Raw genomic sequence first — 16,529 nt, 5'->3', positions numbered from 1 at the left:
GCCCAAAAAAACCAACCTTTTTAGGATGGTTTTTTTGAGTTTACGGGTCAAAATAACCAGCTGTACAAATTGTAACTTTGGGACAAAATAATGGTGATCCCCACCAGAAACATCAAGGTTTTGGGGCGAATTTGACGAACCAACATAGCTCCTAGGGGTGCCGCCAGTAAGCCTCCGGCAATAAGCCCCAGCACAACTTGCCAACTTTCAACTACAACAAATACCAGAAATACCATCGTACTGAAAAAAGCTACAAAAAACTCAGCAGTGTTAACCGTACCTACTGCTTCACGAGGGTCATTGCCCTGATTGACGATGTTAGAGGTGACAATTGGACCCCATCCACCTCCACCAATGGAGTCAAAAAAACCGCCAAATGCGCCCAACAAGGAGACAAACTTCACTTCGGTTTTGGGTCGCTGGGTACGGAAACTCTTCAATAGAATCAATACCCCCAGAAATAGCAAATACATGGTGATGTAAGGCTTGATCCATTTGCCGTCCAATATCTCCGAGATCATGTAAGCGCCAATAACTGCGCCCAAAATGCCAGGTAAAATGAGGCGGAGCAACAGCTTTCGATCCACATTGCCCAAGTACAAATGGGACAAGCCAGAGGCCCCAGCAGTAAAAACCTTCGTCGTGTGGACACTGGCCGTGGCTACCGCAGGTGAAACCCCAAAATAGAACAACAAAGAAGTACAAGTAACCCCATGCGCCATACCTAATGCACCATCGATTAACTGGGCAATAAACCCAGTCAACAAATAGCCCAAAAATGACCAGTCAAAAGCAAAGGCGGTTTCCGTGCCACCTCGGTTGATAATGCCCCAAAATAGATACAGGGCCATGGCCACTTTCATGGCTATTATCAGCACTGTTATGTGCTTTAGTGAAATTCTTTCGAGCATGTTTGGTGATTGAGTATAAAGTATGGTGGTGTCTATTGATGTTTGGGCACACAAATTTATTAAAACTTCATCAACTTTGTAGGGTTTATGATAAAAAAAATAAGCACCCTTGCGAATATTAGGATTTAGTGCCTCATTAAGAATGAGTTAGCGCATGAATTTTTTTCAATTACGGTGAAGGTTATTGATTGTGGAGGTTAACGCTATTCGCTAGTTCTCAAAATTTTGGGCGGCTTCTTTTTAATGTTTATATTTCTGAACAGTAACCACTTAGTATGACGCAAAAAATTACTTCCCGATTTTTTTAGAGGCTTTTGAATAGGAAGCTCACTTGAAATGAAACGTTCGATTCCCTATTCAAAACCCAAAATCGGGAAGTTAATTTTTCTGCGTTACTTATTAGATTAGTTACCTCCAAATCAAACCGTATGAAAAAGAAACTGCTATGGCTACCCTGCTTATTATGGGCAGCTGTGACTACCCAGTCAGTCCATATCCACGCTCAGCCAGCTAGCGCCGCCCCCGCAACGGAAAAATTCAAGTCCTGGAAAATTCCCAACGTGAGCAATGGGGCGGAGTGCTATTTTTCACCTAATGGGAAAACGCTGATTTACAACGGGAAAGATGCTGGAGATTCCACATTCATGGTGTACACTATAAATGTGGACGGCACAAATCGCAAAAGAATCAACGACAAAGGAGCAGATGCCTGTTCCTACTTTCATCCCAATGGGAAAAGAATCATCTGGACCTCTACCCGGGATCATCTGGACATGCACCCCGGCAACTACTCCGAGGTCAAAGATTATCCGCAAGGCGCAGAATTGTACACCTCGGATTTGAATGGTAAAAAAGTGAAACGCCTGACCAATAACCAGGTTTACGATGCGGAAGTGACTTATGCGCCCGATGGGCATAAAATTCTGTTTGGCCGCCAAATTGATGGCAAAATGGATTTGTGGACCATGAACCCCGATGGTAGCGATCAAAAACAGATCACTTTTACCCCTGATTGGCAGGAGGGCGGGGCATTGTATTTGCCTGACAACAAAACCATCATCACCCGGGCCTGGAAAAAATCGGAAGAAGACAACCGGAGCCGCTCCATGCACCTCTTCACCCTCCAGGAGGATGGTAGCGATTTTAAACAAATCACTTTTGAAGAAGGTACGCATTGGGCACCGAGTCCGGCACCCGACGGGGTTCATGTCTTTTATGTAAAGGTGCTGCCGCCGCACAATTATGACATTTTCTTCCTGAATCTTCAAACCATGCAGGAGCAACAGATTACCAGCAGTCCTTCTTTTGATGGGTTTCCCAGCATATCACCGGATGGGAAGACGCTGGCCTTTTCGTCGAGTAGGGGGAATAAGCCTGGGGACCGATCGTTGTCGCTTTTTCTGATGGATGTGAGTGAGTTGGGTTTGGGGAAAAAGGGGAAGTGAAAAAGTAGGTAAAAAAGAAAAACGGCTTGATGGAATACCCGTCAAGCCGTTTTTGATGACTAGCTATTTTTTTCTACAAGGAAAATAAAAATTGCTATACCGCTTTCTTACGTACGCCAGGAGTATAAGGGTGGATAAAAATACGTTGTGCGTGATCCCACCACCAACGACCATCCCAGTATTCAGAACTGTGTGCCGCTTCGGTATCTTGAGCGTGGCCTACCCGCAGGTAACCCTGGTTGTGCAGTGGGTTGAAAGGAACTCCTTCACGCAGCACTTCCATAAATACCTTGTGGAAGGAACGGTGGAAGAGGGGATGGAATTCGAAGATTTTAAGGGATTTGTTCCAGGAGAAGTCGGCAGTGAGCTGACGACCTTGCCAACTTTGGCCTGCACGAGTGCCCGTGATCAGCAGCATTTCACCTTGCAGGATGGGCAGAATGTTTTCTTCAGTAGAAGCAACAGCTGTTGCCTGATCTTGGGTTTGATTTTCCAATACGCTACCATCGGCAGCGTACACGGCAATCGGCAGCTGATAACGTTCCTGGGTTTTTGCCCAGGTACTGTAAGTTTCTTTGAAGGGGTAGTTGGGGTTGCTGACCACGACTTTGATGGGCAAGTTGTGTGTGGCAATCCAGTGGGTAATGAGTTGATCTTCGAGGGTAAAATTGGTTAAAAAAACCGCCTTACCTGCAAATTGCTCGGCGATGAGGCGGAGGTTTTCTAGAGGGTTAGCTTCGCCCTGGGCGTCCAGTTGGTTGGCGATTTGTGCGACTAAAGCTTGGGTCAGCGTATTCATCTCCTTGTAGTTTTTGATGATTTGTTAGTTGAACGCTACAAAGATAGTGAATGTTTTTAAAAGTCTAGTTTTTCGATAGGATTTTTGAAAAATAAATCACAACTATTATTTTTTGCGCAAATTGAGGTGATATAGCAGTGATGTATGGACTTTAATGGTATTTTTCATTCGAATAAAAACCCACCCAACCTTGAACATCAAAACCCATCTCAAAAACAGCACCTCTTACCGCGTCAGCGGCATGCTGCGCATTGTTGGCCCTGATGAACCCTTTCTTGGCCCGGGCCGGATTGAACTCATGGAACGCATTGCCGCCACTGGCTCGATCAACAAAGCCGCCAAAGAAATGGGGATGTCCTATAAAAAAGCCTGGCTGATGGTGCAATCGCTCAATCGGCAAGCTGAGACGCCCCTGATTGTGACCCAAACGGGCGGTGAGCAGGGTGGGGGAGCCCAACTTAGTGAGACCGCTCAGGCACTCATTCAAACTTACCGCGAGCTCCAGCAACGCTTTGAAGCTTTTTTACAACAAGAAACCCAAAACCTATTGAGAGGCGAATAACCCTGGATCAAGCTGACCAAATAGCATTTGATTGAACTTTTTTTGCCTTTCGTTATTTCTTTAAAAATATAACGCTATTTTAGCTGCGGTTTCCTCATAAACGCCAAGGGCGTATCAGTACTAAGGTGCTCTTAGGTGCCTAAGGTGGTTCAAATTAAAAATTCTACAATTTTTAGAACCAACTAGGTTCATTTTGAACCACCTTAGACACCTAAGGACACCTAAGGGAGTAAGCCAGACCCAAATTTGTCTATTGATATTAGGTTATATACGGCAACCGAGGCTTCTTTTCACAATTGGAAAGGAGCCTGCGGTTCTTTTCAAAAACAATATCTCTATTGCCAAATACCAAACATCAAGTGATGAAATACTTCTTTTTTTTGTTCCTCCTTTTGCCACTGACCTTATCGGCTCAAAAGAAAATAGATCCGAGTGGTTCTATTTCGATTGTTGGCGCGGTAAAACAGGAACTCAAATTCAGCATCGAAGATTTGAAAAAATACCCCAGCCAAAAGGCCGGTCAGGGAAAGCTCAACATCTACAGCCACGACGGTACTCTGCGCAGCACTTTGAAAAGCCTGGAGGGCATTCCGATCAAGGCATTGTTTGAAAAAGTAGAATTTGCCGTAGATTCCCCCAAAGACCTAAGTCAGTTTTACCTGGTTTTTGAAGCGACGGATGGCTATCAGGTGGTGTATTCCTGGAATGAAATTTTCAATACCCCGGTGGGGGATAAAGTGTATGTCCTCACCAAAGCTAATGGGTTGGAGTTGGATGCTATGGAACAGCGGATTGCGGTAGTTTCGATGAGTGATGCCCGAACGGGTCGCCGCTATTTGAAAGGGTTTACTACAATAACGGTCAAACGCTTGTAAGCGCTATTTTATGAAAAAAACAAAGATGAGAATCTGGCTTTTGGCCATTTTTGTTATTATTCAACTTTGGTCTCAACCCCTTGATGCCCAAGACCTCGCCGTAGCCGCCGCTGCCAACGTCCGTTTTGCGCTCGAAGACATTGAAAAAGCCTTTGAAGCCAAAACCAAACTCAAGGTGGAAATCAACTACAGTTCCTCCGGTAAATTGAGCACCCAAATCACCCAGGGTGCCCCTTTTGACGTATTTGTATCCGCCGATGAAGAATATCCGCAGGGTTTGCAAAAAGCCGGGATGACGGCCAATGCACCCAAGGTTTATGCTCAAGGCACTCTGGTATTGTGGAGCACCCAGCCCGGACTGATCCTCAAGCCCGATGGTAAAATACTGTTGGACGCTCGGGTGAAAAAAATTGCAGTCGCCAATGCCAGAACGGCCCCCTATGGGCGAGCGGCGGTTGAATGGCTCAAAAAAAAGGGCCTGTACACCAAGGTAGAAAACCGACTGGTGTACGGCGAAAGTATAGCCCAAACCACCCAATACATCCTGGCTGGTGCCTGTGAAGTGGGCCTGACCGCCAAATCGATGGTCATGGCCGAAGAGATGCGCGGCAAAGGCAAATGGGTAGACATTGACCCAAAACACCATGAGCCGATTCGCCAGGCGGCGGTGATTACCAGTTATGGGCAAAAGCAGCACCCGGAGGCCAGCCGTAAATTTTTTGATTTTTTGTTTTCAGCGGAAGCCAAGAAGATTTGGAAGAAATATGGATACTATTGATTATTTTGATAGGTATTAAAAAATCTGAATAGCGCAATTTTGTCTGAATCCAGGAATCCTTCCACACAGCATCTCCAACTTATGCTTACTTTTAGCGTTCTCATTTTGAGGCTCTTGCTTCAAAAGAACACAAATACTTATACTTGACGAAAAACAAGCAGCCATGAATCTGGTAAAAGGCCTGGCAGAGCTGATTCGAAATACTAAATTGTACCTACCAGAATTATTGCAAAGTATCGAGCACCACCCCAAATTATCGGTATTGTACGAAGGTTTCATCAGCGATAAATTTAAAGATGATGACGATGCTGCCCTGCAGCTTTATCAGTCCAATAAGCGCCATTCGGCTTACCTTAAACTAAAGGGAAACCTGCGTCGGCGTTTGGTGGATGCGGTTTTTTTTATTGACATTCTCAAAGAAAAATTTTCGGATCGGCAACGCGCCTATTTTGAATGTTACAAAGAGTGGGCTGCTGCTAAAATCATTCTGAGCCGCAATACCCAGCCCGCCGCGATGATGCTCTTGGAGCACATTTTGAAAAAAGCCGAAACCTACGAGTTCACTGATCTGGTTGCGGACATTGCTCGGGCGCTTCGCTTGCATTACGGCACCCGCGAAGGGCGTTTGGATAAATTTGGCCATTATAACGAGTTGTACCATAAATATTGGAAAATCCTGAGTGCTGAAGACCTGGCGGAGGAATTGTACGCCAATTTGAGTGCGAACTACGTACAAGAAAAGTCGGTCAAAGCGGAAACACAAGAAGCTGCTCTCCAATTTTATGCCGAACTCCAACCTGCTGTAGAAGAATACGGGACTTATCGACTCTTGTTGTACAGTGGCCTGATTCGACTCATCATTCACTCCAGCGTCAATGATTATGAACAATTGCTAGGTGTATGCGATGATATGTTGGATAAATTCAGCCAAAAGCCCTATACGGCTGGAGTACCCATTCAAATTTTTAACTATCAACAACTGATCTGTTTTATTCAACTCGGTGATTACCCTCGGGGGCAACAGGCAGCACCGCGGGCACTTGAATACATTGAAAGAGGTTCCTACAATTGGTTTAAGTACAACGAACTTTTGCTTCAGCTTTCTTTTCATACCGACAATTTTCAAGGCGGCTGCGAAGTTTTGGAAACGGTATTCAATGAAAAAGCCTTTGATAATTTACCTGCGGCTACCAAAGAAATTTGGCACATCAACCTGGCTTTTGCGGTATTCCTGCAGCGCGAGGGAAAAATCGTTCTCCCTCCTGATGATTCCGTCTTCCATCATTTCCGATTGGGTAAATTCCTCAATACCATTCCCATTTTTTCCAAAGACAAAAGAGGTATGAATGTACCGATATTGATTGTACAAATGTTGTTGCTACTGCAAGAGCAAAAAGATGACGCAGTAATTGATCGCATCGAGGCAATGAAAAAATATTGTAGCCGCTACTTAAAGGAAAATGAACTATTCAGGAGTAACTGCTTCATCAATATGTTGCTAGAAATTCCACTACAGAATTTTCACCCGGTAGCCATTCGGAGACATACCGAAAAATACTGGCAACGATTGATTAAAGTGCCTTTGGAAATGGCGCATCAATCCCGTGAAATTGAAATCATTCCTTACGAAAAGCTTTGGGGCATTATTTTAGGGCATTTGGAAAATAGAGACACCCGAAAAGGGGGGTAAAAATCAAATTGGCCGTAAAAAGGGAGGGGCGGTGCCTAGTTATTCAATTAGACAGCTTAAAAAGAAGCTGGGTAGTTTTCCGTAAAAGTGCTAAATCTCATTGGTTTAATAAATTGATAGTAAGGCTATTAAAATAATTATCTTTACTATTTGGCTTAACTGGTAAAGAAGCAAAACTACAGCTAGTGTCCTTACATCTTAATGCAGTCCTACCGATATTTGTAATCGTAAAGTTTTTTTGAACACTGTAAACATCTGTTTCATGAATGTTATCACCTCAATCACTATGATTGTTGAGCTTGCTATGCTTAACAAAGTGATTACAATCGACACCATTGGCGCTTAGACATTGATGGTATGTAATGCCGTGCGCTAAAAGTGCGCATAACAATGAGCTAGCCAAAACTAAAGCCCCCCAATTGAACACTGTATCAATTGTTTTGGCTGGCTCAACTGTTGAATTACCTCGATTTTCAAGATAACATTTGACTCGTTTTATTTGTCTCTCAAATTGCTGATTATCTATTTATTAGGTTGTATTTGCACCTAATGAACCTTAAAATACGCTGTCAATGCTGATCCCATGTGCAGCATTTACGCATATATCTCTTAACGTTTTTTTTAAGACGACCACACATGCAAACATTTTACAAATACTTGAATCTTCTCAAGTCTTTGAACGGGAGAGGTTTGTTGCCATTTTTGGTAAGCCAACCCTGTGCTCTTCAAAGACCTCGCGCATATCTCTTCACCATTCAAGGTTCGCTGATGCAGTCCAAGCACTTCTACACATTGATGTTGATGCTTTGTTCAATCATCGGGCTCAAAGCCTATGATCGAGTGCCTGTGGCCAATTTTGGTGCGAGCAACTACCCATGCAATACAAAAATGCCTTGGGTTGATTCGTCATTTACCGGACTGAATTCTTCAGTGATCGACCCTGCTTCGGATGGTTTAGCTTGTGTAGGTAGCAATACCAACCTTGCGAATTTGCGCAATAACAACCTGAGCGACTTTGCTTCAATCAATTTTGTAAGTGGACTGGGGGGCTGTAGTTCTACACTGAGTGTGGTAGATACGGATGTATCCGACACTTACCCGGTAGGTACTTTTGCGGGTTATCGGATCGGAACAGCAGGTTTAGTGGGGGTAAGCATAGGTCTGAACATTGTCATATCTACATACAACAACGGCTCTTTTGTGGAGTCGCAAACAGTAGTAAGCTCTGGACTGGGGCTGAACTCTAGTCTGGTCAATGGGGACGGAACTGCTACCCTTGGTTTTATAACTACGGTTGGAGCATTTGATGAAATTCGCATTACTTACACAGCTGCGGTTGCATTGCTGTTTACCGGGACTGTTTACCACGCGGTAGTGCAACGCTATTGTGCAGGCCCTTCGCTGGCTTGTAATGTGCAAACCCGGATGAACAACCCTACTTACCCGACTATCATTGGGACAAGCAATACTGGCCTTACCGGAGGCGTATGTATCGGCTGTTCAGTCAACAATGTTGAAAACGCCGTTAGCAATAGCAGCAGCGATTTTGCCACTATCGTATTGACTGCAGCTTTAGGTACCACGGGTTCTATTGCCGTAAAAGATCAAATTACCGACTATGCCGCAGGAACCTTTGCGGGCTTCGATATATCAAATCCTAATTTGATCAATGCCAATTTGTTGTCAGGAATAACGATCAGGACTTACAAAAATGGTTCGCCAAGGGAAACCTCAAATTCAGGTACCCTTGTCTCAGTGGGATCTTCCTTGCTGACCGGGGCTGGCAAACAAACCGTGGGGTTTGTCACCACCCTCGATTTTGATGAAGTAAAAATAGAAGTTACCAATTTGTTGGGGGTTGCCAGTACAACCAATGTATACGGTGCCGTTTTTCAAAGTTTTTGTGCAGGGCCCGCTTTGCCTTGTAACACCCTTACCGCATTGGCTACGCCTACGTACCCAGTGTTGGTCTCCGGCCCCAGAACGGGCACCTCAGGGGTAGCTTGTGTACTGTGCAGTGTGGATAGTACGAATAACCTCATTGATAATATTCCAAACAATTCGGCCCGAATTAACCTTACCGCAGGAGTTGGATCTATTGGTAGTATCTCCGTTAAAGAACAACTTACGGATTATCCAGCGGGTACTTTTGTTGCTTTTGACATTGAAAATACCGCTTTGGTGGATGTCAGTTTGCTGGCAGGAATCACCATTTCTACTTATTTGAACGGGAACCCTGTTGCCGTGGAATCACAAACGGGCCAGGCCGCTTTACTTTCGGTGAGTACCGGGTTGTTGACCAATTCTGGCCGCCGAACGGTAGGTTTTGTCACTACTGCTCCATTTGATGAGGTGCGCCTGAGTGTGTCCAATACTCTTTTGGTCAATGTGGGCATAACGAGGGTATACAATGTATTCTTTGAAAAATTCTGCCCGGTTGTTTTGGCGTGTAACACAACCAATTACCTCAATAGTCCAGATTTTCCAGTGATCATTGATGATGCACGTACAGGGGTAGATGGGTTGGCTTGTGTGGCATGTTCGGTTCAAAATGCACCTAACGTGATCACCGCTGACAATACCGATTTTGCCACCATTACCACGGTGGTTGGTGCTGCATCTCCTGCCTCTATTGCCGTAAAAGACGTGCTCAGTACCTTCCCGGCAGGAAGTACTGCCGGATTTGTAATTCGGGATGTCAACACCATTTTACAACTTGAATTGTTCAACAGCATTACGATTTCGACCTATAACAATGGGGTGTTTCAAGAAAGCGCTTCTGGTAGTGGCCTGTTGGATCTGGCGGTATTGAACTTACTAAATGCGAGTTTAACCGGATCTAATGATTTTAATATTGGTTTCCGCACAACTTTGCCTTACGATGAAATTCAAATCAGTGTGGGCTCCTTGGCCAGCGTAATCAACATCATTCAGGTTTATGGCGCTTTTGTGGATACCCGTGGAGCCAATGATGCCAACCTTGATTGTTGTCCCCAGACCGCTCCGAATCTTAGTGCAAATACCCTTAGCAATACCTGTCCGACCGTAACGGCGAACTTGAACAGCCTGGTGACCAATATTCCACCAATGAATGCCGACTCCACGGTAAGGTGGTTTACCAATAATGGTGCAACAGGCACTCCTTATGCTACGCCCACAATGGCTACCGCTGGAACTTATTATGCCTTCTTTTATGATACTGTAGATAGTTGTTATGGCCCCGCTTCTGGTGCAGTTACGGTGACCATCAATGCTTGCCCGCCGGTCATTACTTCCAATGGAGGTGGCCCGACAGCCAGTATTTCTGTGCCTGAAAATACCACTCCTGTAACTACCGTAACGGCAACTGACCCGGAAAATGGTACAGTAACTTACAGCATTACGGGTGGGCCAGATGCTGCCAAATTCAGCATAGACCCGATGACAGGTGCCTTGACTTTCATTACACCGCCTGATTTTGAAAACCCTACCGATGTAGGTGGCAATAATGTATACGATGTACAGGTCACCGCAACTGATCCAAGCAATGCTACCGATGTGCAGAATATCGCAGTGACAGTGACGGATGTTAATGAAGCGCCTACAATCACCTCCAATGGTGGTGGCGCAAGTGCAAACATTCCTGTACCTGAAAACACAACTGCGGTAACTACCGTAACAGCAACCGATCCTGAGAATCTTTATGGTACGCCTAAGTTCAGTATTACCGGAGGAGCGGATGCGGCTAAGTTCACGATTGATCCCAATACCGGTGCCTTGAGTTTCGTGTCGGCACCAGATTTTGAAACGCCCACGGACGCAAACCTGGATAACAACTACGAAGTTCAGGTAACCGTAACCGATGCCGGGAATTTAACTGATGTGCAGAACATCACGGTGCCAGTCACCAATGTCAATGAGCCTCCAGTCATTACCTCCAATGGTGGCGGGCCTACCGCCAGCGTTTCTGTACCGGAAAATACTACGCCGGTTACCACCGCTACTTCTACCGATCCTGAGAACGGTACTGTAACCTATAGCATCACGGGTGGACCCGATGGGGCCATGTTCAGCATCGATCCAATGACGGGAGCATTGAGCTTCACCGTGCCGAAAGACTTTGAAAACCCCACCGACGTAGGTACCGATAATGTTTACAATGTTCAAATTACCGCAACTGATCCCAATGGCGGAACCGATGTTCAGGACATCGCAGTAACGGTTACAGATGTCAACGAAAATGGCCAGCTTTCAGTAAAGGTATTGCTACAAGGTGCCTTGTTTAATAGCCCTACTCCAGGCGTCATGCGTGACAACCTGCGCTCAGGAAGCTACATTCCGCTCAATGATCCTTACACGGGATCAGGCAATCCACGCTTTGCACATGCTGGGGCTGGTGGCGCTGCTTCTACCACCTCCGGTGTATTATCGGCCAATGCAGGTACAAATGATGCCATTGTAGATTGGGTTTTTGTGGAGCTGCGTAGTGCGCTGGATTCAACTGTAGTGGTAGAAACCCGTGCAGCACTGGTACAAAGAGACGGTGACGTAGTCAGTCCTGCCGATGGAGCTTCTCCATTGGTCTTGCCAGGCACTGCTGGTAACAGTTATTTCGTAGCGATTAAACACCGCAACCACCTTGGGGTTATGACCGCCACCGAACGAACCATTACGCTGGCTGGAATCACTGTGGATTTCCGCACCATGAGTGACGCAGATGTATACAACTTTTCATCGCCCTTCAGCTACGATGGCAGTGAAATGGTTACCGTAAATGGTTTCAAAGCGCTATGGGCAGGAAATGCCAATGCGGATAAAAAGGTCAAATATCAAGGCCCAACCAACGACAATGCAACGGTGCTGAGTCAAGTCCTGACTTTTCCCGGCAACACCTTGGGTGTTTTTAACTACGATCTTGCTTTAGGCTATTTCTTTGGGGACCTCAATATGGACGGTAAGGTGAAATACCAGGGCACGACCAATGATCCTGGCTTCATGTTCCTCAACCTGATTACCAACTTTACATTGAACGCGCTGGATCTATACAATTACGATTTATTCACTGAGCAAATTCCATAACCAAGTCTGCTATTGGCTTCCCTCTCTTGCTTGCGGGAAAGGGAAGTTTCTCCTTTTGACCACTCAAATTGTATTTCATGAAAAGATTATTACAACTTCTAACCACACTAGGGTTGGTATTACTGGGAGGAGTCCTGTATGGACAAAACCTCGAGTTTACCCTCCGCTACAATATTCCCCTGGCCCGCTATGAGGTTTATGCCCGACCCTCAGCTACCAATGCAACTTTTGCTTGGGGGCCCTCTCAAATTTCGATTGTTGCACCAGCCATCGTGCCCGATGCTGCTTTTACCATTACCAGTGTAAGTGCTGGTGCCTGGCAGGATAACTCCCTCATTTTTGCACCTGCGGTTACACCCGGGTTTGATTACCACGGGGTTGGTTCTTTGGGTGCGCCCACGAACTTGGTAATGAATGTCGAAAAACTCATTTTCCACTTTACCATTACAGGTGGTTGTTATGATGGGCTGCGTTTGTTCATCAATGGTAGCGACCCCAACTCGGCTGCGGCTGGTATGGGCGGTGGCGACTTTTCCAATACCGTTTCCGATGGTTTGGCCAATGAGCGTTACATCGGAAACTACAACAATACCGGAACTTTGTGTAACAACCCTCCGGTGATTAGCTCCAATGGTGGAGGGCCTACTGCCAGTGTATCTGTGCCAGAAAATACCACCGCGGTGACCACCGTAGTTGCTTCTGATCCTGAGAACGACGTAATGACTTACAGCATTTCCGGAGGAGCGGATGCCGCCAAATTTACCATCAATCCAACGACCGGGGTGTTGACCTTTCTGACACCACCTGATTTTGAAAATCCTACCGATGTTGGCTTGAATAACGTCTACGATGTACAAGTAAAAGCCACCGACCCTGGAGGCCTGATGGATATTCAGGACATTGCAGTGACTGTAACCAACGCCAATGAAAACCCAGTGATTACTTCCAATGGGGGAGGTAACGATGCTGCGGTTTCCATTCCAGAAAACACCACTGCAGTCACAACAGTAACTTCTACCGATCCTGAAAATGGGACAGTAACCTATAGCATTACGGGGGGCGCGGATGCTGCCAAATTCAGCGTTGACCCAATGACCGGTGCCTTGGTATTCAATACAGCACCTGACTTTGAAATTCCAACCGACGTAGGTCTGAATAATGTATATGATGTACAGGTAACTGCAACCGATCCTATGGGTGGTACTGATGTGCAAAACATTGCAGTTACAGTAACCAATGTCAACGAACCACCTACCATCACTTCCGATGGTGGAGGCCCAACTGCGACGATTCCCGTAGCTGAAAATACGACCGCAGTAACCACGGTGACGGCTACTGATCCTGAAAACTTGTATGGTACGCCTAAATTCAGCATCACCGGTGGAGCAGACGCTGCTAAATTCAGCATCAATGCAACAACTGGTGCATTGAGCTTTCTGATAGCTCCTGACTTTGAAGTACCCACAGATGCCAATTTGGACAACCAGTACATTGTAACCGTACGGGTAACCGATGCAGGTGGGCTTTTCGACGAACAAATTATTACCGTACCTGTAACCAATGCCAATGAAAACCCGATGATTACTTCCAATGGTGGAGGCAACAACGCCAGTATTTCAGTACCTGAAAACACCACCGCAGTAACTACGGTGACTTCTTTAGATCCTGAAAATGGAACAGTTACCTATAGTATTACTGGTGGAGCAGATGCTGCCAAATTTAGCATTGACCCAATGACAGGTGCTTTGGTTTTTATCACAGCTCCTGACTTTGAAAATCCAACAGATGTAGGTTTGAATAACATATATGATGTGCAGGTTACGGCAACTGACCCACTGGGTGGCACGGATGTACAATCCATTGCAGTAACAGTTACAAATGTAAACGAACCTCCTACCATTACTTCCGACGGCGGTGGCCCAACGGCTACGATTCCCGTAGCTGAAAATACTACAGCGGTAACAACGGTAACGGCTACCGATCCTGAGAATGCATTTGGCGTACCTAAATTTACCATCACTGGTGGAGCGGATGCTGCGAAATTTACGATCAATGCCGCTACAGGCGCTTTAAGCTTCATCACTGCACCCGACTTTGAGGTTCCCGCGGATGCGAACGCTGATAACATGTACCTTGTGCAGGTAACCGTGACCGATGCAGGTGGCTTGACCGACGTGCAAGACATCACTGTACCTGTAACCAACGCCAACGAAAATCCCGTGATTACCTCAAATGGCGGCGGCAATAGTGCTTCAGTTTCAGTACCTGAAAACACCACTGCAGTTACCACCGTAACTTCTACGGATCCTGAAAATGGAACGGTTACTTACAGCATTACTGGTGGAGCGGATGCTGCGAAATTCAGCATTGATCCAATGACGGGTGTGTTGGTGTTCAACGTGGCACCTGATTTTGAAAATCCAACCGACGTAGGCCTGAATAATGTTTATGATGTACAGGTAACCGCAACCGACCCACTGGGTGGCACTGATGTACAAAGCATTGCAGTAACCGTTACGAATGTCAACGAAGCACCTGCCATTACTTCCAACGGCGCTGGGCCAAGTGCAACCATTCCTGTTGCTGAAAATACTACCGCAGTGACAACTGTAACGGCTACGGATCCTGAAAACGCCTACGGTACGCCCAAATTCAGCATTACCGGTGGCGCAGACGCCGCCAAATTCAGCATTGATCCGCTGACGGGTGCTTTGAGCTTCCTGGTGGCACCCGACTTTGAAGTGCCAACGGATGCCAATTTGGACAACAATTATCTTGTACAGGTAACTGTAACGGATGCCGGTGGTTTGACGGATGTACAGGACATTACTGTTCCAGTTACCAACGCCAACGATGCGCCAATCATTACTTCAAATGGAGGAGGTAACAGTGCTGCTGTTTCAGTACCTGAAAACACCACTGCTGTCACTACTGTAACTTCTACTGATCCTGACGGGAATCCTGTTACCTACAGCATTACCGGCGGCGCAGATGCAGGGAAGTTTAGCATTGATCCAAATACAGGTGCGTTGACCTTTAATACGCCACCAGATTTTGAAAACCCAACCGACGTAGGTACAAACAATGTTTATGACGTACAGGTTACCGCTTCTGATGGCAATGGTGGTACAGATGTACAAAGTATTGCTGTAACCGTTACCAACGTCAACGAAGCACCAACCATTACATCCAATGGTGCTGGGGTAAATGCTAGCATCTCTATACCCGAGAATACTACGCCAGTAACTACTGTCACTGCTACTGACCCAGAAAACGCCTACGGTACGCCCAAGTTTAGCATTACTGGTGGTGCAGATGCAGCGCTCTTCACGATCGATGCCAATACAGGTGCTCTTGCTTTCATTTCTGGACGCGATTTTGAAAACCCAACTGATGCTGGCTTAAACAACGTATACGACGTACAAGTAACGGTTACTGACGCTGGTGCATTGACTGATGTACAGAACATTGCAGTTACCGTAACGAATGTGGACGAAAACGGTCGCCTCCGCGCTAAAGTACTTCTCCAGGGTGCCTTGTTGGGTACTTTGACCCCGGGTGTAATGCGTGATGATTTGCGGGCGAACGGCTACGTTCCACTTAACGATCCTTATACCTTGTCTGGTAACCCACGGTTTGCCCATGCAGGTAGTGGTGCTGCTGCCAGCACAACGAACCTGGTGTTAAATACTGACGCAGGCACTCCTGATGCAATTGTTGACTGGGTGTTTGTTGAATTGCGCAGTTCTTCTAACTCAAGTGTAGTGCTTGAAACACGTGCAGCATTGTTACAAAGAGATGGTGATGTAGTAAGTCCAACGGATGGTGATTCACCACTTGAGTTTACCAATATGGCGGGTACCAGCTTCTTTGTTTCCATCAAACACCGCAATCACCTTGGCGTGATGACGGCTTCTGCTCAAACCTTGACGGTTGGTGGCACAGTAGTTGATTTTACGACGATGAGTAATGCCAATGTGTTCAACAATGCAGGCTATGATGGCGCAGAAATGATTACCATCGGCGCGGTAAAAGCACTCTGGGCAGGTAATGCCAATGCTGATGTGAAAGTGAAATACCAAGGACCAAGCAATGACAATGCCACTATACTGTCTCAGGTATTGACCCACCCAAGTAACGTGAGCGGTACTTACAACTTCGATTTGGCGTTGGGCTATTTCTCTGGCGACATCAACATGGATGGCAAAGTGAAATACCAAGGTAGTGGTAACGACCCCGCCTTCATTTTTGCCAACATCATCACGAACTACACGCTGAACTTGATGGACTTGTATAACTACGATTTATTTGTTGAACAACTTCCTTAAGATCATTCATATCGATTAACCATGGCCGGCAGCGCGAGCTGTCGGCCCTCTTTGAATCAAAACGACATTTCAAAATCTCTGGG

Annotated in this window: 9 protein-coding genes; 7 read left to right on the top strand and 2 right to left on the bottom strand. The window is 46.0% G+C overall.

Going from position 1 to position 16,529, the window contains the following annotated elements:
* Positions 1-47: 47 nt before the first annotated feature.
* Complete coding sequence (locus ACO08K_RS02545) at positions 48-911, bottom strand: sulfite exporter TauE/SafE family protein (RefSeq protein WP_421794821.1); 864 nt, start codon at positions 909-911, stop codon at positions 48-50.
* Between the two features lie 428 nt (positions 912-1,339).
* Between ACO08K_RS02545 and ACO08K_RS02540 the strand changes: the two genes are divergently transcribed.
* Positions 1,340-2,356: a TolB family protein gene (locus ACO08K_RS02540; protein ID WP_421794820.1), complete on the top strand. Its 1,017-nt coding sequence runs from the start codon at positions 1,340-1,342 to the stop codon at positions 2,354-2,356.
* A gap of 94 nt (positions 2,357-2,450) precedes the next feature.
* Here ACO08K_RS02540 and ACO08K_RS02535 read toward each other — a convergent pair whose 3' ends face one another.
* Entirely contained in the window at positions 2,451-3,155 is a 705-nt protein-coding gene (locus ACO08K_RS02535) for a phosphoadenosine phosphosulfate reductase family protein (RefSeq protein ID WP_421794819.1), read from the bottom strand.
* A 190-nt stretch (positions 3,156-3,345) separates the two neighbouring features.
* On the opposite strand from ACO08K_RS02535, the gene ACO08K_RS02530 reads away from it, so the two are divergent.
* The 6 genes from ACO08K_RS02530 (at position 3,346) to ACO08K_RS02505 (ending at position 16,446) form a co-directional block, all read left to right on the top strand.
* Entirely contained in the window at positions 3,346-3,717 is a 372-nt protein-coding gene (locus ACO08K_RS02530; protein WP_421794818.1) for a winged helix-turn-helix domain-containing protein, read from the top strand.
* 362 nt (positions 3,718-4,079) lie between these two features.
* Entirely contained in the window at positions 4,080-4,592 is a 513-nt protein-coding gene (locus ACO08K_RS02525) for a molybdopterin-binding protein (protein ID WP_421794817.1), read from the top strand.
* A 25-nt stretch (positions 4,593-4,617) separates the two neighbouring features.
* Entirely contained in the window at positions 4,618-5,370 is a 753-nt protein-coding gene (gene modA / locus ACO08K_RS02520; protein ID WP_421794816.1) for a molybdate ABC transporter substrate-binding protein, read from the top strand.
* 163 nt (positions 5,371-5,533) lie between these two features.
* Entirely contained in the window at positions 5,534-7,060 is a 1,527-nt protein-coding gene (locus ACO08K_RS02515) for a hypothetical protein (RefSeq protein ID WP_421794815.1), read from the top strand.
* A 768-nt stretch (positions 7,061-7,828) separates the two neighbouring features.
* Positions 7,829-12,118 (top strand): cadherin domain-containing protein, encoded by a 4,290-nt coding sequence (locus ACO08K_RS02510; protein WP_421794814.1) that lies wholly within the window; start codon positions 7,829-7,831, stop codon positions 12,116-12,118.
* Positions 12,119-12,195: 77 nt separating this feature from the next.
* Positions 12,196-16,446 carry a cadherin domain-containing protein gene (locus ACO08K_RS02505; protein WP_421794813.1) on the top strand — a complete coding sequence of 1,417 codons (4,251 nt, stop codon included), beginning with the start codon at positions 12,196-12,198 and terminating at the stop codon, positions 16,444-16,446.
* The last annotated feature ends 83 nt before the right edge of the window (positions 16,447-16,529 follow it).

This window comes from Haliscomenobacter sp., from assembly GCF_965225875.1.
Lineage (GTDB): Bacteria > Bacteroidota > Bacteroidia > Chitinophagales > Saprospiraceae > Haliscomenobacter.
The sequence above is the reverse complement of the archived record's forward strand: the minus strand, read 5'-3'. Positions and strand labels throughout refer to the sequence as shown.